Origin of the sequence: Erythrobacter sp. NAP1 (assembly GCF_000152865.1) — a bacterium.
GTDB lineage: Bacteria > Pseudomonadota > Alphaproteobacteria > Sphingomonadales > Sphingomonadaceae > Erythrobacter.
The window spans coordinates 936,913-956,166 of record NZ_CH672390.1 but is presented as its reverse complement, the minus strand read 5'-3'; the positions used below and the strand labels follow the sequence as shown (position 1 = coordinate 956,166).

At 61.0% G+C, this 19,254-nt stretch carries 22 protein-coding genes, 1 tRNA gene and 1 other RNA gene; 10 read left to right on the top strand and 14 right to left on the bottom strand.

Annotated elements, in window-relative coordinates; translation table 11 throughout:
• Positions 1 to 78: 78 nt before the first annotated feature.
• Positions 79 to 264, top strand: coding sequence for a hypothetical protein (locus NAP1_RS04455; protein ID WP_007164040.1), 186 nt, complete (start codon positions 79 to 81; stop codon positions 262 to 264).
• Positions 265 to 399: 135 nt separating this feature from the next.
• Here the strand turns inward: NAP1_RS04455 and NAP1_RS04450 are convergent, their stop codons facing one another.
• The 6 genes from NAP1_RS04450 to efp all read right to left on the bottom strand — a co-directional run bounded on the left by NAP1_RS04450 (position 400) and on the right by efp (position 6,299).
• Positions 400 to 1,782 (bottom strand): amidohydrolase, encoded by a 1,383-nt coding sequence (locus NAP1_RS04450; protein ID WP_007164039.1) that lies wholly within the window; start codon positions 1,780 to 1,782, stop codon positions 400 to 402.
• Positions 1,783 to 1,979: 197 nt separating this feature from the next.
• Positions 1,980 to 3,779: an SLC13 family permease gene (locus NAP1_RS04445; RefSeq protein ID WP_007164038.1), complete on the bottom strand. Its 1,800-nt coding sequence runs from the start codon at positions 3,777 to 3,779 to the stop codon at positions 1,980 to 1,982.
• Between the two features lie 71 nt (positions 3,780 to 3,850).
• Entirely contained in the window at positions 3,851 to 4,684 is an 834-nt protein-coding gene (locus tag NAP1_RS04440) for a hypothetical protein (protein WP_007164037.1), read from the bottom strand.
• 97 nt (positions 4,685 to 4,781) lie between these two features.
• Positions 4,782 to 4,866 (bottom strand) — tRNA-Leu (locus NAP1_RS04435).
• A 44-nt stretch (positions 4,867 to 4,910) separates the two neighbouring features.
• A complete protein-coding gene (locus NAP1_RS04430) occupies positions 4,911 to 5,729 on the bottom strand; it encodes an inositol monophosphatase family protein (RefSeq protein ID WP_007164036.1) in 819 nt (272 codons plus the stop codon).
• Positions 5,730 to 5,735: 6 nt separating this feature from the next.
• A complete protein-coding gene (gene efp / locus NAP1_RS04425; RefSeq protein ID WP_007164035.1) occupies positions 5,736 to 6,299 on the bottom strand; it encodes an elongation factor P in 564 nt (187 codons plus the stop codon).
• A 205-nt stretch (positions 6,300 to 6,504) separates the two neighbouring features.
• Between efp and NAP1_RS04420 the strand changes: the two genes are divergently transcribed.
• Positions 6,505 to 6,921, top strand: a complete 417-nt coding sequence (locus tag NAP1_RS04420) for a hypothetical protein (RefSeq protein WP_007164034.1) — start codon at positions 6,505 to 6,507, stop codon at positions 6,919 to 6,921.
• Here NAP1_RS04420 and thiE read toward each other — a convergent pair.
• The gene (gene thiE, locus NAP1_RS04415; protein ID WP_007164033.1) at positions 6,918 to 7,553 is read right to left on the bottom strand and encodes a thiamine phosphate synthase; all 636 of its coding nucleotides are present in this window, start codon (positions 7,551 to 7,553) and stop codon (positions 6,918 to 6,920) included. The genes NAP1_RS04420 and thiE overlap by 4 nt on opposite strands.
• A 131-nt stretch (positions 7,554 to 7,684) precedes the next feature.
• On the opposite strand from thiE, the gene NAP1_RS04410 reads away from it, so the two are divergent.
• Positions 7,685 to 8,125, top strand: coding sequence for a hypothetical protein (locus tag NAP1_RS04410; protein ID WP_007164032.1), 441 nt, complete (start codon positions 7,685 to 7,687; stop codon positions 8,123 to 8,125).
• A gap of 7 nt (positions 8,126 to 8,132) precedes the next feature.
• Here NAP1_RS04410 and NAP1_RS04405 read toward each other — a convergent pair whose 3' ends face one another.
• From NAP1_RS04405 to tkt, 7 genes are all read right to left on the bottom strand, one after another.
• Positions 8,133 to 9,023 carry a fructose bisphosphate aldolase gene (locus NAP1_RS04405; protein WP_007164031.1) on the bottom strand — a complete coding sequence of 297 codons (891 nt, stop codon included), beginning with the start codon at positions 9,021 to 9,023 and terminating at the stop codon, positions 8,133 to 8,135.
• Between the two features lie 87 nt (positions 9,024 to 9,110).
• Positions 9,111 to 9,569 carry a PaaI family thioesterase gene (locus NAP1_RS04400; RefSeq protein ID WP_007164030.1) on the bottom strand — a complete coding sequence of 153 codons (459 nt, stop codon included), beginning with the start codon at positions 9,567 to 9,569 and terminating at the stop codon, positions 9,111 to 9,113.
• Positions 9,570 to 9,572: 3 nt separating this feature from the next.
• Positions 9,573 to 10,220, bottom strand: coding sequence for a TIGR02466 family protein (locus tag NAP1_RS04395; protein WP_007164029.1), 648 nt, complete (start codon positions 10,218 to 10,220; stop codon positions 9,573 to 9,575).
• 20 nt (positions 10,221 to 10,240) lie between these two features.
• Positions 10,241 to 10,669 (bottom strand): nuclear transport factor 2 family protein, encoded by a 429-nt coding sequence (locus tag NAP1_RS04390; protein ID WP_007164028.1) that lies wholly within the window; start codon positions 10,667 to 10,669, stop codon positions 10,241 to 10,243.
• Positions 10,662 to 11,870 carry a phosphoglycerate kinase gene (gene pgk, locus NAP1_RS04385; RefSeq protein ID WP_007164027.1) on the bottom strand — a complete coding sequence of 403 codons (1,209 nt, stop codon included), beginning with the start codon at positions 11,868 to 11,870 and terminating at the stop codon, positions 10,662 to 10,664. The genes NAP1_RS04390 and pgk overlap by 8 nt, the downstream gene beginning before the upstream one ends.
• 29 nt (positions 11,871 to 11,899) lie before the next feature.
• Complete coding sequence (gene gap, locus NAP1_RS04380) at positions 11,900 to 12,907, bottom strand: type I glyceraldehyde-3-phosphate dehydrogenase (protein WP_007164026.1); 1,008 nt, start codon at positions 12,905 to 12,907, stop codon at positions 11,900 to 11,902.
• A gap of 15 nt (positions 12,908 to 12,922) precedes the next feature.
• A complete protein-coding gene (tkt, locus tag NAP1_RS04375; RefSeq protein WP_007164025.1) occupies positions 12,923 to 14,920 on the bottom strand; it encodes a transketolase in 1,998 nt (665 codons plus the stop codon).
• Between the two features lie 275 nt (positions 14,921 to 15,195).
• Between tkt and NAP1_RS04370 the strand changes: the two genes are divergently transcribed.
• The 7 genes from NAP1_RS04370 (at position 15,196) to NAP1_RS04345 (ending at position 19,248) form a co-directional block, all read left to right on the top strand.
• Positions 15,196 to 15,405 (top strand): hypothetical protein, encoded by a 210-nt coding sequence (locus NAP1_RS04370; RefSeq protein WP_162013462.1) that lies wholly within the window; start codon positions 15,196 to 15,198, stop codon positions 15,403 to 15,405.
• The gene (locus tag NAP1_RS15815) at positions 15,402 to 15,980 is read left to right on the top strand and encodes a cell division protein ZapA (protein WP_007164023.1); all 579 of its coding nucleotides are present in this window, start codon (positions 15,402 to 15,404) and stop codon (positions 15,978 to 15,980) included. The genes NAP1_RS04370 and NAP1_RS15815 overlap by 4 nt, the downstream gene beginning before the upstream one ends.
• 11 nt (positions 15,981 to 15,991) lie before the next feature.
• Positions 15,992 to 16,160: non-coding RNA, 6S RNA (gene ssrS / locus NAP1_RS16275), on the top strand.
• A 158-nt stretch (positions 16,161 to 16,318) separates the two neighbouring features.
• Positions 16,319 to 16,900: a 5-formyltetrahydrofolate cyclo-ligase gene (locus NAP1_RS04360; protein WP_007164022.1), complete on the top strand. Its 582-nt coding sequence runs from the start codon at positions 16,319 to 16,321 to the stop codon at positions 16,898 to 16,900.
• Entirely contained in the window at positions 16,900 to 17,145 is a 246-nt protein-coding gene (locus NAP1_RS04355; RefSeq protein ID WP_007164021.1) for a DUF2842 domain-containing protein, read from the top strand. Before NAP1_RS04360 ends, NAP1_RS04355 begins: the two co-directional genes overlap by 1 nt.
• Before the next feature lie 79 nt (positions 17,146 to 17,224).
• Positions 17,225 to 17,737: a hypothetical protein gene (locus tag NAP1_RS04350; RefSeq protein WP_156777196.1), complete on the top strand. Its 513-nt coding sequence runs from the start codon at positions 17,225 to 17,227 to the stop codon at positions 17,735 to 17,737.
• A gap of 68 nt (positions 17,738 to 17,805) precedes the next feature.
• Positions 17,806 to 19,248, top strand: coding sequence for an MFS transporter (locus tag NAP1_RS04345; protein ID WP_007164019.1), 1,443 nt, complete (start codon positions 17,806 to 17,808; stop codon positions 19,246 to 19,248).
• Positions 19,249 to 19,254: the final 6 nt, after the last annotated feature.

The window sequence follows — 19,254 nt, the reverse complement described above, 5'->3', positions numbered from 1 at the left end:
CCTTGCGGGAACCGAACACAACCTTCATTAGCTGTATCACCATCACCCGGATCAAACCGGGCAAGCGAGAGAGACTAGATGAGCGATACCGATACCCCGAGCAAAGAACCCTCACGCGCTCGTGCGCTGCTTTCGACCGCCGACATGAAGCTTCTTCGTCGCGCGCTTGAAAGCCACGCTCGCGGCACCGAGGACCGTGACGAGCTCGCCAAGATCAACGCGCTGCACCACCGTCTTGGGACCTACGTACCCAACGCCGAGTAGGAAAGCGCTTTTGGCCCCTTGCGCCACAGCGCGCCGGGCCGACCTAACACCTTCACCAATTCTCCTGGGGAGGAGAACACGGCCACCGAGAGGGATTCGTCCCGCTTGGTGGCCGTAATGGTTTGGGAGCGGGTGCTAGCCGCCGCTCCTCGGCATCAGGTCCAGCGTCGCTGCCGTCAGCGCTTCCGTCGCGGTGGCGATTACCACTTCGGCGTCAGGCGCCCAGAAGGGCGAGTGAAGGCTCGGCAACTCGACCTCGCCGCGTTCTGAGGCGAGGTATTGCTCCATCGGCACACCGCCGACCCAGAAGATCAGCGATTCCACCGTTTCGGGATCAGCGCGGTAGAACTGGCCGAAGTCCTCCCCGCCCATGACACTCGGCGTCTCGCGCACGCGGTCGCCAAACCGCTCTTTCAGGCCCGCCATCACGTTCTCGGTGAATTCGGGCGTGTTGTAGGTCGATGGCGTATACGGATCCTGCACCGTCACGCTCGGCAGCTTGTCTTCGGGCATGCCCGCGGCCATCGCCTCGCCGCGAGCGATTCGCTCAATCCCTTCGAGCAATGCAGCGCGCACTTCGTCGGTGTAGCTGCGCACGGTGATTTGCAGGCGCGCTTCGTCGCTGATGATGTTGTGCTTGGAGCCAGCGCGGAAGCTGCCAACTGTCACCACCGCCGGGTCGAGCGGGCTGATCTCGCGGCTGACCAGCGTTTGCAGGCGCGTCACCACATTCGCGCCGATCACCACCGGGTCGACCGTCGTGTGTGGATAGGCACCATGGCCTCCGATACCGGGGATCACGACATCGACGCTGTCGACATTGGCTAGCGCGTAGCCCTTCGAATAGCCGATGAAGCCCGCAGGCGCCTGAGCGGCATCGTGGAAGGCGAGCACGTAGTCGGGTTTGGGGAAGCGTTCGTAGAGGCCGTCTTGCAGCATGGCGAGAGCGCCCTCGCCCGTTTCCTCGGCTGGCTGGAGGATCATGACCAGCGTGCCCGACCAGTCATCCTTACGCTCGGCCAGCAGCTGCGCCGCGCCGACCCACGCGGCCATGTGCGTATCGTGACCGCAGGCGTGCATGACGCCTGTCTCAACGCCCGTTGCCGGAACCGCCGTGCGTTTCGAGGCGTATGGCAGGCCGGTCTGTTCGATAACCGGAAGGCCGTCCATGTCGGCGCGCAGCATCACCACGGGGCCAGGGCCGTTCTCCATCACAGCAACGACGCCGGTCTGGCCAACACCCTCAGTCACTTCAAAGCCGAGCGCCCTTGCCCGCTCTGCCAACTTGGCTGCGGTTTCGAACTCCTGAAAGCTGAGCTCAGGATTAGCATGCAAGTCCTTGTAGAGCTCAAACAGGCCCGGCATGTCTTCCATCACAGCTGCGCGAAGCTCATCTGCGCCTGCTTCTGCATGAGCCTCGGCAAGTGCCGGAGTGGCGCTCATTGAAAGCGCCATTGCCATTGCTGCGCCTGCCATCAGGTGCTTCATCATGTCGGTCTTTCCCCTCGTTTGAGCCATTTCCTACAAGCCAAGCCTTTTGAGGCACTTGGTTGAGAAGTGGACCGCATGTTACACGGTCCTGGCGGTAAAAACTGTCCCTCGCCTCTCGGTCCGAAAATCCTCTTAGGAACACCCCTCGAAACGCGTGCGATCAGCATGCTTTGACGCTGCCACATTCCCTCCCGGTAGGAAAGCGGTCCACGCGGCCCAGCCGCTTACAATCCGTAACTGAGCACCAGCAAGATCGACAAAGTCGTCACCATGATCATCACCAGCGGCACACCGGTACGGATATAATCGCCGAACTCGTACTTGCCCTCAGCCATGATCAGCATGTTCGTCTGGTATGCGATCGGCGTCGCGTAACACAGGTTGCATCCGAACAGCACGGCAAGCACCAGCGGCTCAGGCGGCAGGCCGAGCTGCGCAGCGATGCTGAATGCGATGGGAGTGCCCACGGTCGCTGCGGTCGCATTCGAAGCAAAGTTGGTTAGCACCGTCACGAAGGCCATGATCGCTGCGAGAACGAGCGCGGGCGGCAGATATGCAAGGCCGAGCGACAAGGCCTCTCCCAACCACGCCGCAGCGCCGCTTTCGTCGATAAAGCGCCCGATAGTGATACTCGCCGCGACCAGCACGATCACTTGGCCGGACAGCGCCCTTCCCACCCGGTCAAACTTCACGCAGCCGGTCACGAACATCAGGATCGCGCCAGCCAGCGCAGAGATCGCAATCGGGAAGATCCCGACGGCGGCAGTGGTGACCGAGAAGCCCATGATCGCGGCCGAGAGCAACGCCTTTGACCGGCGCGGCAGTTCACGTGCGCCTTCGAGCATCAGGAGGCTGTCCGCGCGGGCAAAGGATTGCAGGTCTTCCTCAATCCCCATCACCAGCAGGACGTCGCCTTCGACGATGCGAAGGTCGCCGCCGTCGGAATATTGCTCTTTCTCGCCAAGCAGCCGCTCAGGACGGTGGATGCCGAGGACCGCGACCGAATAGAGGTCGGCGATGCCCGATGAAGGCAGCGTGCGGCTGATGAGGCGCGAATCCGCGGTGACAGTCATCTCGACGACCATCACGTCCTCGCCCTTGGCAGACGATGTGCGCTTGATCCGGTCGAGCACCCAGCTCGGCGCCAGTTCGCCTTTCAGTTCGCGCGTGGCGTCTTCGAGAGCTTCGTGGGTGCCGGAAATGTGGATGCGCTGCTGCGGCTGCATCGGGCCGACCGGCGGATTGTGGAAGGTGATCCCTGCAGGCAGCTTGTCGCGCACCTCGGAAAGCTCGACGCCCGCGAGCATCGACTGACTGCCGACTCGAAGGCGGGTGTGGAACATGCGGGCACCGGCCTGCGCCTGTGCGGTGTTATCCTTGAGCAGGCGCGGCATGACCAGCCACATGTAAGGCAGAGCCACGAGGCAGGCGACGAGCACGATCGGGGTAAAGTCGAACACCCCGATCTCGCGCATGCCAAGGTCCATCGCGATCGAGACGACGAGGATATTGGTCGAGGTGCCGATAGTCGTCGCGAGCCCGCCGATAAGCGAGGCTGCGTTCAAGGGCATGAGCGTCTTCGAAGTCGGCAAAGCGCCCCTGCTGGCCAAAGCTGCAAAGATCGGGATCATCAACACCAGAACCGGCGTGTTGTTGACGAACATCGACAGGACCAGCGCAATGATGAGCGAGACCAAGAGGCCGAGTTGCAGATTGAACTTGAACACCCGCTCCAAAACGCGCGCGGCGGGTTCGAGAGCGCCGGTTACGACCAGCCCCCTGCCCATGATCATGAGCGCGCAGATGGTGATCAGCGCGTAATGCCCGAAGCCTCCGAATGCGAGCGCGAGGCCATCAATCGGGCGCGCATCACCAATGGGGAAGAAATAGAGGCCAACCGCGATGACCGCGATGGTGAGCAATGAGACGATCTCGATGCTCATGCGACCGCGTACGAAGCCGATAAACATCAGGATGGTGACGGCCATTGCCGCCATGGCGTGATAGGATGGTGCTTCCAGCATGGCGTCGTTGCCGCTGACTTCTCAATAAGCGCGCAAGTTTGCAAGTGTTTTGATGACTGGCGGACCTGCTATCATTTGTCGGACAGCCCGAAACCGAACAGGCTAAGTTGCTGACCATTGACCTGTTTGGCGAGTTTGGCATCCTCGCGATCACGCGGATCGTTGAACGGTGCGAGCGCGCGGCCCTGAACCAACCAGGACGCGCCGAAGGCTCCAAGGATCATCGCCTCCGCCCAAAATGTCATATTGTTGTCGAACCACCACGGCACGCCAAGCAAGCCTGCAACGGCAATGCTGATCGCGCCCAGAGCGATGAGGATGCCCGACGTGACGTAGATCGCATTTCTGCGCATCTTTGCCGGGCTCATGATTTTCTGGCCGCTCGCATCGTCGACCGGGATCTTGGTGAAGACAAACAGGCAGAAGAAGGAGAGGATCGCGAATAGCAGGCCGGCAGCGCCGGCATGAACCCAATATCCGATAACGGGATACCGCACCGCCTGCACCGCGCAGGTGCCATCGTCGGCCAATTCTTCGCAGCCCATGATCCAGCCATTCATCGGAACAAAGGCGACCAGCAAAGCCGCAATTCCCGCCAGCGTTGCCAATTGCGCGACTTTGGGCGTCCACCCGCGATAGGCCATCAGCAAAGCGCCGATTGCAACGAGACAGCCAACGAAGAAGTCGCCCAGCAGGATCACCTCGTAGTAATATTCGGACAGCGCCACTCTGAACCGCCCAAGCGCATATCCGCCGAAACCCAGCACGACCGGCATGGCAAAGGCAATGAAGCCGACAACACGTGCAAGCCGTCGCTGGTCAAAGCGTAGCTTGGGATCGCGCGCATAGGGATAATTGGCAGGAGGCTGATAGCGCGCCGGTCCTGTTTCGAATGGGGTTTCCATGCGGGTCAACTCCCAAGACCAATCCCGCGCTCAAGCAGCAAGGCGGTAGCGCAACAAGCTACCCGCTCAAGCAGCGAAGCGGTAGCGCAACGAAAAATGGTGCCCCTGGCCCGACTCGAACGGGCACTCCCGAAGGAAAGCGATTTTGAGTCGCTCGCGTCTACCAATTCCACCACAGGGGCACCCGCGCGTTCGCGGAATGCGGGCTGTTAGCCGCGCAGCGCCTTTATCGCAAGCTTCCCGCGAGGATCTTGTGCAGCTTGGAGTGAAGCGTGTCGTTCGCAGCGAGGATCTGCTTCGAATGGATCGCTTCGGAACGCCCGCGGAAGTCGCTGACGAAGCCGCCTGCTTCACGCACCAGAAGGCATCCGGCAGCGGTGTCCCAGTCGTTGAGCCCGCTTTCCCAGAACCCGTCAAAGCGACCTTGCGCAAGGAATGCCAGATCGAGCGAGGCTGCGCCAAAGCGGCGGATACCGGCAACTTCGGGACCGATCGCGCCGAAGATGCGGCTCCATTCGGCAAAGTCGCCATGCCCCTGGAACGGGATGCCGGTCGCGACCAGAGCGTCCGAAAGACTGCGGCGCGAGGAAACGCGCAGACGCGCATCCTGAAGCCATGCACCGCGCGTCTTCTCCGCCCAGTAGGTCGCGTCCTGAATGACGTCATAGACAACGCCAGCGGTCACTTCTCCCCAGCCTTTGCCGTCCAGCCTTGGTTCCTGCACCGCGATGCTGATTGCAAAATGCGGGACGCCGTGGAGGAAGTTCGACGTGCCGTCCAAGGGATCGATGATCCAGCGCGGCTTGCCTTCATCGCCTTCGATGATGCCTGCCTCTTCCAGAACGAAGCCCCAACCCGGGCGTGCATTGAGCAGCTCGTCATATAGCGTGCGCTCGGCGCGCATGTCGGCTTTGGATACGAAGTCGGCAGGGCCCTTGCGGCTGACCTGCAGGTGTTCGACTTCGCCGAAATCGCGGCGCAGACGCCCGCCCGCCTTGCGCGCGGCGCGTTCCATGACGCGGATAAGACCTGAAAACATGCTCATGAGAAGTTAGCCGGCCTTCCCGACATAGGTCTGCTCGTAAACGTCGACGACGATGCGAGTGCCGCTTTCGATATGCGGCGGGACCATGATGCGAACGCCATTGTCGAGCACGGCAGGCTTGTAGCTGGAAGATGCCGTCTGGCCCTTCACCACTGCGTCGGCTTCGACGATTTCCGCTTCGATCTGCTGCGGTAGTTGCACGCTGATCGGCTTTTCTTCCCAAAGCTCAAGCTGCACCTGCATCCCATCCTGAAGGAATGGGCGCGCATCGCCGAGAAGGTCGTTCGGCAGGTTGATCTGCTCGTAGGTGTTGGTGTCCATGAAGACCAACATGTCGCCGTCTTCGTAGAGGAACTGGTATTCAGCCGTGTCGAGCCGCACCTTTTCGACTGTGTCGGCGCTGCGGAAGCGCACGTTGGTCTTGCGGCCATCCTGCAGGTTCTTCATTTCGACCTGCATGTAGGCGCCGCCCTTGCCGGGCTGGGTGTGCTGGATCTTCGCGACCTTCCAGATGCCGCCTTCATATTCGAGGATGTTGCCGGGGCGAATGTCGACGCCGCTGATCTTCATGGGAATAACTCTTTTGTAGGTGGGAGGCGCGAGCGCATATGGGCAGGCGCTGCCGGAAATCAAAGCGCGCCAATAGCCGCTTGCGCCAGACTCGGCAAGCGCGCCACTGCTGATGGCGGCCTATGCGAGGATTGCTATGGTTAATCGCGTGGTAAAGCGCGCGTCCCGATGGTAAAGCTTGCGCTTAAAGGGATCCCTCGAAACCATGAAAACCTCTCACGTTCTCATCCTGACTGCGACGGCGGTGATCGTCGCCGCGTCTGTGCCTGCGACCGGCCGTCAGGACAACGCGCCGCCGGCGACCGAGGCCGCGCCGCTGCCTTCGGGCGGAATGCTGCGCACCATGCCGCTTGGCGATTACCAGTGTGCGATGCCTGGCGATGCAGGCGGCCAGGCGTTTGTCGAGGTCTCGGACGAAAACTTCCGCATCTCGACCGCTTCTCGCTATTTCAGCTCCGATGGCGACGGCACCTATATCATGCGCGGAACCAATCTGACCTTCACGCGCGGCCCGAAGAAGGGCGAGCGTTTCCTGAGGGTCGGTGACAATCAGCTGCGCAAGCTCACTGATGCAGGAGAGCGCAGCAAGCTCCTGTGCACACGGCTTCAGGATCGGCGCTAAGCTTTTTCGATCGCCTCGGCGAAGGCTTTGACGGCTGCGGCCTCGTCGCCGTTCCAAACCCCGCCAGAAACGGCGAGAAAATCCGCGCCTGCTCTGACCAGCGGCGCGCAATTTTCAGGCGTGATGCCGCCAATGGCGACGACCGGAATTTCGAACAGCTTGACCCACCATTCGATGGTGTCGGGCGTAGGGCGCTCGGCGTCGCCCTTGTCCTTGGTCATGCTCTCGAAGAACGCGCCAAATGCGACATAGTCTGCCCCCGCCTCGCCGGCTTCCATAGCGAGATGCTTCGACGCGTGGCATGTCACCCCGATCTGTGCATCGCGGCCCAGCACTTCGCGCGCCTCTTTCGGGTCGCCGTCGTCCTGTCCCAGATGAACGCCATCGGCCTTCAGTCGTTTTGCCAGCGGGACCGAATCGTTGACGATGAAAGCGACTTCGTGGCGCGCGCAGATCGCCATCAAGGGTTCCGCGAGCCGAGCCGCTTCGTGCTGATCAACGCCTTTCACCCGAAATTGGAACGCGGTCACCAGCCCCTCGCCCGCATCCAGAGCGCGCTCAAGCCTGTCGGGGAAATCGCCATCAACCTGCGAGGGTGAAATGAGGTAAAGCTGCGTGGTCGGATCAGTCATGGCGCGCCTGATAGCGACCTAACGAGCCCGCGCCAATCCGCCTAACTGTCCATGTGCGGCACAGGCCGATTTTGCCATCCGTCTCCAAAGCAGAATCGTGGTAATCGAAAGGTTAAAGGAGACCACTCATTATGCGGTTAAAAACGGCCCTTGCCCGGTTACCGATTGTTGCGCTCACGATCCTCGCGGTCAGCGCCGTGCCGGTTCAGGCGCAGGTCTCTCGCGTCGATGACGTCGCCTTTTTCGAACGCGCACAGGTCGGCCCCATCGAGCTCACACCATTTGGCATAGTCCGCGACCAGCGCTGCGCCGACGCACGTTTCTGTTATCGCACCAACGACATGCTCGTGTCCGTAATCGTGCGCGATCGCGGCATTCCTTACGAGATTGTGCTCAGGCTCGGACAGCAGGTCGAGGCCCCCGGTGGGTTCCTCGTGTTGCGCGACACAGGCACGCGGCCGCGCGAACGTGGCGCGCTTCCGCTCAGCGAATATGCGCTCGACATTGAGTTCATACCCGTGCCGCGCCGCGACGACAGGCAGGCTGGGCCGGCGCCTCTGCCCCGGCCCTGACCTCAAATCAGACCAGCACGCTGGCTTTCTGGATCTTGTCGATCGCACCGCTGAGTGCGGAATTGAACTCGTCGTCTGACTGGTCTTTGCGAAGGTCCTGAAGGAGACCGCGGCTGAAGCTCGCAATCATTCCGGGGTTCTTGGCGAGTTGGTCGCACGCATCATCCGTCGAGTAACCGCCCGACAGAGCGACCACGCGCAGCACCTTGGGATGCTCAATCAACGTCGTGTAGTGGCCCGGGCGCTTGGGGATCGACAGCTTGAGCATGACCTGACGCCCTTCGGGAAGAGCATCGAGACCCTTCTGGATTTCGGCTAGTAGAATGTCCTCGCCCTCGGCGCGGTCGTCGGCGTTGATGTCATATTCCGGCTCGAGCATCGGCATCAGGCCAGCTTCAGCAATCTGGTTGCCTACCGAGAATTGCTGCGCGACGATAGCGGCGATGCCTTCGGCGTCAGCCGCCTTGATGACCGAGCGCATCTTGGTCCCGAACATGCCCTTCGCGACCGACTTTTCGAGCAGCGCGGGAAGCTTGTCCAAGGGCTTCATCATCTGGACGCCGTTGGCTTCGTCCATCAGGCCCTGATCGACCTTGATGAAGGGGACGATGCCGCGCGCCTTCAGCGCATCGGCAGTGGGCTTTCCGTCGACTTCGCCGTCCATGGTCTTTTCGAACAGGATTGCCCCGATCACCTTGCCGCTGGAAAAGCACGGCGAGGTGATTACGCGCGAACGCATGTCGTGGATACGGGAGAACATTTCCTCGTCACCCGACCATTCGCTGTCTTCCACGCCATAGCCGCGCAGCGCCTTGGGGGTGGAGCCGCCCGACTGGTCGAGCGCTGCGATAAAGCCGTCGCCTTTGGCGATCTTGGCGGTCATTTCCTGGGTATTCATGGCGTGAGGGCGCCTTTCCTGCTGGTTGTTTTTGCTGTTGCCTGCGGGCCTTAACGCTCGCTCGCACGAGCCGCAACCGGCCCCCGATCAACGTTTGGTGAACTTGCGAATAATGCCTGTGAAGCTGAAAACGGGATGGCCATCGGCAGTGATCATGCCGCGCACGAAAATGGTCTTGCCGCCGCCGCGCGTGACCTCGCCGCGCGCTTCCATCAGCGCGCCGGGTCCGGCCGAGCCAAGGAAGTCGCCCGAAAGGTTCATGGTCACGCCATTGCTCCCTGCAAGCTCATCGGTGGCGATGGCGAACAGGGCGAAATCGGCAAAGGTCATCAGGCACCCGCCATGCATGAAGCCGGCCCCGTTCATGTGGTGATCCTCTGAGCGGAATGCGGAGACGAACGAGCCGTCTTCTTCGCGCTTCATGAAGAAGGGGCCGGAGCGGGTCTCGAACGGGTCGGAGTTCCAGTGATGCCACCCGGCAAATTCGCCCTCTTCATTGAGGACGGCGCTGCCATAGGCCTCGGTTCCCTGGATCGTCTCGCTCATCGCTCAGTTTCCGCCGCGAGTCTTGGCGCCAGCGACCAGATTGATCGCAATCGAGATGCGCGTGCCGCGTCCGTAAAAGGCGCGCACCGAATGCTGGAGCCAGCTGGGAAACATCACGATCAGGCCGGTGTGAGGGCGGACCATAGGCTCATTATTCTGCAAACCGCCGTCCACGTCCTTGAAGCGCAGGTCCGGCACGGTCATCCGCACCATCGGCATGCGCGGGTCCAGAAGCTGCAATTCTCCGCCGAGCCCTGCATCGGGATCGCCTTCATATCCATCGTCGATATAGGCGACCGCGGACCAGAAGCTGCCGGGATGCGTATGGTACTGGTTGGCGTTGCCCTTGGTCGACACGTTGGCCCACATCTCGGGAACCCAGCCATATTCGCGGCCCTGATCCGCGCCGACATTGATCATCGCCGCATCGGCCATGTCCATTGCCTTCAGAGCCAGCGCACGTGCCGCTTCGCCGCCCCATTCCAGCATCTGCGTGTTCGAATGCCAGCCGCCGATATTGGAGATCTGCACCCCGTCCTGATCACGCGCTTTCTCCGCCATGATCAGGTTCTTTAGATGCGCGATCCCTTCCGGGCTGCGCAGCGTGTCGATGACGAAAGGGGTCGAGAAGAGATGCCGTGTTTCTGCCATATCGTGTGCCCCTTAGCTGATCAGCGCCACAATTGCAGAGCGAGGATAGCATCGGACAGCTGGCTGTTGTTCTCCGCCATAGCAATGCTGCGTTCGGCAAGCTTCCAACGCCGGCGAACCGTGCCCTTGCGCCACATATCCGTGATCAGGAAGTTTCCGGTCCAGCGCCGGGCGCCGATCGCCAGATCAAGTTCCGCATGGCCGGTGAACCACGCCGTCTTGCCGTAAGCGCGCGCGGTGACTTCGTGAAAACGGAAAGCGTCGCATCGAAGGCCCCGTTCAAGCCCGGCAATAAAGCTGGGACGGTCGAGCAATACCGGCGGCGCGGTGCCGAACATCATCAGGCAATCCGCCTGTACGAGGTTCCTGATCTCTCCTGCCGACTGATGCAGCCACGCGCGCATCAATCGGTTCTCGAGAACCTCGATCCTGTCCTGGATGTCAGCCATGGGCGCGTTCAAGTGCCGCGACGCCGGGCAGTTCCTTGCCTTCCATCCATTCGAGGAAGGCGCCGCCTGCCGTCGAGATATACGTCACGTCTTCAGTCACACCCGCCTGCGCAAGTGCAGCAACGGTATCCCCGCCGCCAGCAACGCTGGTGAGCGATCCTTCTTGGGTCAACGCCGCCGCATGGCGTGCAAGCGCGACGGTGGCGGTATCAAAAGGCTCGGTCTCAAATGCGCCAAGCGGCCCGTTCCAGACAAGGGTGCGGCATGTCTTCAGAACATCCGCGAGCGCCTCGGTTGCCTGCGGTCCGATGTCGAGGATCATCTCATCGCTCGAAACCTCATGGACGTTGCAGGTGCGCAAGGACGCGGGGTTGGCAGCGAATTCCTGTGCGACGACCACATCGTAGGGCAGGTGCACGGTGCAACCCGAATGGTCGGCTTCATCCATGATCTTCGAAGCGGTGTCTGTAAGGTCATGTTCGCACAGAGACTTGCCCACATCGACCCCGCGCGCCGCAAGGAAGGTGTTGGCCATGCCGCCGCCGATGATGAGATGCTGCACGCGGCCAACCAGATTTTCCAGCACGGCAAGCTTGGTCGAGACCTTCGCCCCGCCGACGACCGCCGCAACCGGTGCTTCGGGATTGCCCAGCGCCGCGTCGAGCGCCTTGAGTTCGCGTTCCATCGCGCGGCCCGCATAGGAGGGCAGGAAATGCGTGATGCCTTCGGTCGATGCATGCGCACGGTGGGCAGCGGAGAACGCGTCATTCACGTAAAAATCGCCATGCGCCGCGATGGCCTGCGCGAAGTTCGGGTCATTGCCCTCCTCACCCGGCCAGAAGCGAGTGTTGTCGAGCAAGCCAATATCGCCGTTGCGCAGGATGCCGATGCTCTGCTCCACCACCGGTCCGTGGACCTCGGGAATGAACATCAGCTCCTTGTCGAGCACCTTTTCGACATCGCCCACGACCATGCTGGTCGAAAGCACGCTCGAACGCTGACCCTTGGGACGCCCGAAATGCGCGAGCAAGAGCACTTTCGCGCCCTTGTCGGCGAGTTCGAGAATGGTCGGTTTGACCGCCTCGACACGGGTCAAATCGGTTGCCGAACCATCCTTCATCGGAAGGTTCAAATCGACCCGGACGAGCGCGACCTTGCCGGTCACGTCACCAAGATCATCGAGTGTCTTGAATGCCGTCATGTCGCGCTCATCCCGTCAGTTCGTTTCTATCAGAGAAACTTTGCCATCACGCCCGCGGTGTCGATCATGCGGTTCGAGAAGCCCCATTCGTTGTCGTACCAGCTGACCACGCGGGCAAGCTTGCCTTCCATCACGCTGGTTTCCAGGCTGTCGACAGTCGAACTGGCGGGCTGGTGGTTGAAGTCGCTCGAGACCAGCGGCTGGTCGGTGTATTCGAGAACACCCTTCATCGGACCTTCGGCAGCTGCCTTGAGAGCTTCGTTCAGCTCTTCGGCGCTGGTGTCGCGGCCCGGCGTGAAGACGAGGTCAACGAGGCTTACATTGGGCGTCGGCACGCGGACACTCGAGCCGTCGAGCTTGCCAGCGAGTTCTGGCAGAACCAGACCAACCGCGCGCGCTGCGCCGGTCGTGGTCGGGATCATATTCTGCGCACCGCCACGAGCACGGCGCATGTCGCTGTGCATCTGGTCGAGCATGCGCTGATCGTTGGTGTAGGAGTGGATCGTGGTCATGAAACCGCGCTCGATACCGACCGTGTCGTTCAGCACCTTGGCAACCGGTGACAGGCAGTTGGTGGTACAGCTTGCGTTCGAAACGATCACGTCTTCGGCGGTCAGCGTCTCATGGTTCACACCGTAAACGATGGTGGCCGACACGTTCTTTGCCGGAGCCGAGATCAGAACGCGCTTTGCACCAGCCTTGAGGTGCGGTTCAGCGGCTTCGTGACTCTGGAAGAAACCGGTGCATTCCAGCACGATGTCGACGCCCTGATCGCCATGCGGAAGGTTGCCCGGATCACGCTCGGAAGTAACCGCGATGCTCTTGCCGTTCACAACCATCGCGCCGTCGGCAACTTCGACCGTGCCGGGGAAACGGCCATGGGTGGAATCGTACTGGAACAGCAGCGCGTTCGACTTCGTATCTGCAAGGTCGTTGATCGAAACGAGTTCGAGATCGTGGTCGTCACGCTCAAGAATTGCACGCGCGACAAGGCGTCCGATACGGCCGAAACCGTTGATGGCGACTTTGGTAGCCATGTGAGAAACTCCTGCTTAGTTGTTCAATTTGTTCTGGATTTGGGGGACGATTGCGTCCGCCGTGAAACCGAAATGGGCAAACAGATCGCTTGCCGGGGCCGAGGCGCCGAAGCTTTCCATGCCGATGTTGAGACCGCCGCGCCCGGTATAACGCTCCCAGCCCAGGGTCGAGCCCGCCTCGATCGAGACGATTAGCGTATCGTGAGGCAGCAGGTCCGCCTTGTAGGCATCGTCCTGCGCATCGAAGAGCTCGGTGCATGGCATCGAGACGACATCCGCGCCGACGCCCGCTTCTTCAAGCTGATCCGCGCATTCCATCGCAAGAGCGACTTCGCTGCCGCTGGCGACGATCACGACGCGCCGGTCCGCGCTCGCGCTGCGCAAGCGATAACCACCCTTTGCGCAGCGATTGCTCTCGCCCGTCCATGCCTCGTCACCCTCGCCGCGCAGTTGCGGGAGACCCTGACGAGTAAGAGCCAGAACCGAAGGCGTTTCCTCCGCCTTGAGCGCAAGCGCCCAGCATTCCGCTGTCTCGATCGTGTCGCACGGGCGGAAGGTGTAGAGGTTCGGTATCAGGCGCAGGCTCATGACTTGCTCGACCGGCTGGTGCGTGGGTCCGTCTTCGCCAAGGCCGATGCTGTCATGGGTCATGACATAGATCGCCTGCGTCTTCTGGAGCGCCGACAGACGGATCGCGTTGCGGCAATAATCGGAGAAGATCAGGAAGGTTCCGCCGTAGGGGACAACACCTCCATGCAGCGCCATGCCGTTCATCGCTGCGGCCATGCCGAACTCGCGAATGCCATAATAGATGTAGCGGCCCGAATAATCGTCCGCGCTCATCGGCAATGTCGATGGCGTCTTGGTGTTGTTCGATCCCGTCAGGTCAGCTGAACCACCGATCAGCTGCGGCAGGTTCTCGGTCAGCGGACCAAGCGCCATCTCGCTTGCCTTGCGGGTCGCGGCCTTCTGCGGTTCTGCTGCGAGCGTGCGAATGTGTTGTTGGATCGCGGTGTCTGCGCCTTCGGCAACGCCCGCGAGCTGCTTTTCGAAAGCATCGCTATGGGGCGACTCGTTCAAACGCCGCTCCCATTCGCCATGATCATGACGTCCGCGCTCGGCCGTCTTGCGCCACTCGACGAGGATATCTTGCGGAACGTTGAATGGCTCAGCTTCCCAACCAAGCACTTCGCGGGCCGCAGCAACTTCGTCGGGACCGAGGGGCGCGCCGTGCGTGGCACTGGTGCCCTGCTTGTTGGGAGCGCCTTTGCCGATGATGGTCTTGCACGCGACCAGAGATGGGCGCGGGTCAGCCTTGGCTTCTTCGATCGCGCGCTCGATATCGTCGAAATCGTGACCGTCGCAGGATACGACATGCCACCCGGTCGCCTCGTAACGCGCCTTGACGTTTTCGCTGGTCGAAAGGTCGGTTGCGCCGTCGATGGTGATGGCATTGTCGTCCCAAAGAACGATCAAGCGGCCGAGGTTCAAGTGCCCGGCAAGGCCGATTGCTTCGTGGTTGATACCTTCCATCAGGCACCCATCGCCTGCGACCACCCATGTGCGGTGATCGACAAGCTCATCGCCGAACTGCGCATTGAGGTGCCGCTCTGCCATCGCCATACCGACAGCCATCGCGAGCCCCTGCCCAAGAGGACCGGTGGTGCATTCGACACCTTCGAGAAGGAAGTTTTCCGGATGCCCGGCGCATGGGCTGCCCAGCTGGCGGAAATTCGCGATCTCATCCATCGTCGGGCGCGCATAGCCTGACAGGTGAAGAAGCGAGTAAATCAGCATTGAGCCATGGCCTGCCGACAGCACGAAACGGTCGCGGTCTGCCCAGTCGGGGCGGCTTGGATCGAATTTCAGGTGCCGGTCGAACAGCACGGTGGCGACATCGGCCATGCCCATTGGCATACCGGGGTGCCCCGAATTTGCGGCCTGCACCGCGTCCATGGAAAGCGCGCGGATGGCATTTGCCATCGGCTGAAGGCGGGCGGCGTCGAGAGTCATGCTCGGTCAGGCTCCTGCTGGCGCGAGTTTGAAGGCGCGCTCTTTAGCTTTTGGGCGCTGTTCTATGGGCAGCGATTCGGGCCCTTGTCCCAGCGCGGATTGCCATTGCCGAGCCATGTGGTGAGGTCAACACTTGCCGCCTTGCGCTCCCCAAAGTGTTTGTTTGCACAATGGACTCAAGAGCACTTATCAACAGGGGACCCCAAGGCTTTGCGAAAGTGGGCAATCTTGGTAAATTCTTGTCCACCATGAGTGCAGCACGGATCGAACAGGCGATGACACGCCTCAATGCCGCAATGGAGCGGATCGAAGCCGCGCGCGCGGATATCGAACAAAAGGCGGGCGACAACACCGGCGATGGCGCGAGTAACGCTGGCGGCTCGCAGCGTGTCATGGCGCTCGTCAACGCGCATGAGAAACTTCGTGAAGAGGTTGCAGATACGATCGGTCAGATCGACAATCTGATCGAGGAGCTTGAGGCGTGACCCAGGTGAAGATCAAGGTCGGACCGCGCACCTACTCGATTGCCTGCGGACCGGGCGAAGAGGAAAAAGTCGAAGCTTTTGGAAAGCTTATCGACGAAAACTACGCAAAGCTTGGCACTGCGCGCGCGCCGCAGGAGGCCGACAACCTAGTCTTCGCCGCCCTGTTCATGGCCGATGAACTGGATGAGGCGAAAGAGAAGGCAGCCAGTGCTCAGGGCGAGCTTGCTGAACTTCGGATCGAGCTGCAACGCGCACGTGACGATGCTGCAAATGCACTGAAAAAGGCCGCGTCGGCCAGCGAGAATGACAAAGAGCGCAGCGGGTCGGCGAAGGCCGAATTGCGCGCCGAGATCGCCACGCTTCGCAAGGCCGAGGAACGCGCTCGAAAGGAAAATGTCGCTCTGAAGGCGAAAGTTGCCGATTTCGAAGATCGCGAGAGGCATCAACACGACCTGTTCGGCGGCCCAGCGGAAGATGCTGCCCATTCTGCCGCCCTTGCAGAAAAGCTCGAAGCATTGGCTGCGCGTGCCGAAGCAACTGCAAGCGCGCTTGAAGGCCAGTCAACCACGCACTAAATGACGCGGTGGCGGGGCTGCCCGGCACGAGCCACAGAAAATCCCTGAGGCTATAAGCAATCCAAGGGAGCTGTCCCTGCTCTGGTCCACCAGTCCGGCTGTGGGACCGGAGTATACGGCGCCCACCTGACGTTTTAGGCGTCAGAGGATTTCCCGGCACCGACCCATGGTGGTCCCGTCATTTACTTTTGTGCCTCAAGCGCCGGCGCGCGCATCCGCGCGCTTGGCTTTCCTACGGGGCCCGACGCCTTCGGCGCCACCCCTCCGGACGCGCAGTCGCGCTTGCGGCCCTCGCGGGCCGTTTTCTTTTCGTCATTGTGAGCGTAGCGAAGCGATCCATGGACCTAGCAACCGACAAGAGCATACTTCGCAAAAGCCTTCGAAAAGCGCGCCGTGACCATGTCGCGGCGCAGCCTGATGCCGTTCGCGCCTTGCTGTTTCATCGGCCCCCTGCGCCGCTGCTGGCGAAGCTTGGCGATGAGGCGGTGATCGGGCTGTACCACGCGACCGGGGCCGAAGCGCCTGCGGCTGGCTATGCCCGCTTTTTCCACGAGGCCGGTCACACGGTTGCCCTGCCTCATTTCGCGTCCGAAACGTCACTCATGGAGTTTCGCGTTCACACCGAGCCCCATGGTGAGAGCGATCTTGTGGAGGGACCGTTTGGTATCAAGCAGCCCGCGCCAGATGCGCCCCTCATCTCGCCCGACGTTCTTTTCGTACCTCTGGTAGGCTTTACCGAAGACCTTGCACGCCTCGGTCAAGGCGGAGGGCATTACGATCGCTGGCTTGCCGCAAACCCCGGCAGGATCGCGATTGGCCTCGCGTGGGACGTGCAATTGTGCGAGGCGCTGCCAACAGAGCCGCACGACATTGCATTGGACGCTGTCGTGACACCAACTCGAATTTATGGACTGAATTGATGCGTGAGACCCCAACCTGGCGAATTCCGATTGGTATCATCGGCCTGTTTGTCGCGCTCATCATCTATGGCATCCTGATCGCGGTCTATCTCGCCGATATCCTCGCGACATGGCCGGGATGGGCGCAAACAATCACTTACGTGACCCTCGGCGTCATCTGGCTCCTGCCGCTCAAGCGCTTCCTGATCTGGATGGAGACGGGGAAATGGGGCGTGAGCCGCGAGATCGATCAGGACGCAGCTTAAGCCTTCATACATAGGCCCTGCGCTTTGACACCGTTTGCGACGAGCAATATCCTCGCCGCCAGCCACGGGAGAAGCATTGATGCGGGCGACTGCTACCTCACTCATTTCTATAGGCCTCGTTACCGCAGCCGTGCCCGCATCGGCCCAGTCGGAGGCTCAAAAAGCGCTCGCGCATATCGAGGAAATTGCGCTTGAGCGTACATATTTCTGCCGTGTGAAACCCCGTACAAGCGCCACTAGTGAGGCCTTCATTTCGCTGCGCCTGAAATTCGAATCCGAGTCTCAGGTCGATGCCCGCATGGTCGTCACCGGCCGCGTGTCGGGCGCGCCAGTCAGTGCGCGCATGAGTTGGCGTGGTGAGACAAGCACCGAAGGCAATCAGGCGGTGATCAGCCTCACCGAAATCTACGAGTATGACGCCGACCCACTACCGGGCGATGCGGAATGGAGCGATCCCGAGGGCGATCTCATTACTCTTAATGTTGTCGAGACCGACCGCAGGGGCAGCCTCGCCTACGTCCTTTCGGGAACGCAAGAGACCGAACTTGGCACCAATGATTTGAACTGTCTTCCTCGAAGACCGCGCAGATAGGCTTCAATCCCGGCCATTGCCAGCCTGACAGCAACCGCTTAGCCTTCTCTCTTGAGAGAGGGAACTTAATGGCATCAACCGCTGAGGGCGTAGCGCCGGCACCTGCCGACAAGCCGCCTGTCGCGCTCAAACTGGCGCATGGTTTCGGCTCGGTCGCGTTCGGGGTGAAGGACGGCGGCTTCAACTATTTCCTTCTGCTGTTCTACGGCACCGTCGTCGGCGTGGAGCCGGGACTTGTTGGGCTCGCCATCTTTATCGCGCTGGTGTTCGATGCGGTTTCCGACCCGGTCGTTGGTTATTGGTCGGACAATCTGCGGTCGCGCTGGGGGCGAAGGCATCCTTTCATGTACGCAGCCGCACTGCCCGTGGGCCTCAGCTATTTCCTGTTGTGGAGCCCGCCGGAATGGTCGCAAACCGGTCTTTTCATCTACCTGACAGTGCTTGCGGTCACGATACGGACTTTCATCACCTTCTACGAGACGCCCTCAAGCGCGCTACTGCCAGAGCTTTCGCGCGACTATGAAGAGCGCACGAGTATTCAAGCCTACCGCCTGTTTTTCGGCTGGGTGGGCGGCAATGCGATGAGCGTGTTGATGTTCGGCGTCTTGCTGACCGGCCCGCTTGGCATGCGCGATCCCGATGGTTTTCGCACGTATGGGGTCGTGGCGAGCGTGCTGATGGTGACCGCTATTCTTGTGTCAGCGATGGGCACGCATCACCGCATTCCCACATTCAGCAAGCCAAGCCCCAGTCCCGAACGCTTCAGCCTCAGGCGGATATTGCGCGAAATGTTCGAAATCCTGAGCGAGCGCAGCTTCATTGCGCTGTTCATTGCAACCGTGATCTTCTCAATCGCGCTAGGCGTAAACACCTCGCTCGCTTTCCTGATGCTCAACTATTTCTGGGGCTTCAGCGAGTTTCAGATCTTCATCTGGACGACGACTGTTTTCATTTCAGCGGCGATGTCCTTCTTCATTGCGCCTTTCGCCGTGCGCAAACTGGGCAAGAAGCACGCGACCATCGCGCTCGGGCTGCTTGCCTTCACGATTCAGCCTCTGCCCGTCCTGCTGCGGCTCGTGGACCTGATGCCGGAGAACGGGGACCCCATCCTGTTCCCGATCATGCTGGCGGTGAATATCTTTGATCTTGCGCTGATCATCGCAGTGCAGACCGTGTCCTACTCGATGATCGCAGACCTCGTTGAATCCAATCAGGTGAGGACCGGACGCCGAAACGAGGGCGTCTACTACGCAGCGATGACATTCACGCGGAAGACAACCCAGGGGCTCGGCGTGCTCGCAGCAGGCCTAATCCTGTCGCTGATCGCATTTCCCGAGGGCGAGGAGCCCTCTGCCGTTCCTCAAGACACGCTCTGGCAGCTCGGCGCATTTTACGCGCCAACGCTGCTCATTCTATGGATGGCTGCCCTCTACTGCTTGTCACGCTACAAGATCGACAAGGCGCAGCATGAAGCCAACCTTGCCGCGCTGGCGGAGGTAAAATCGGACTGATCGGTT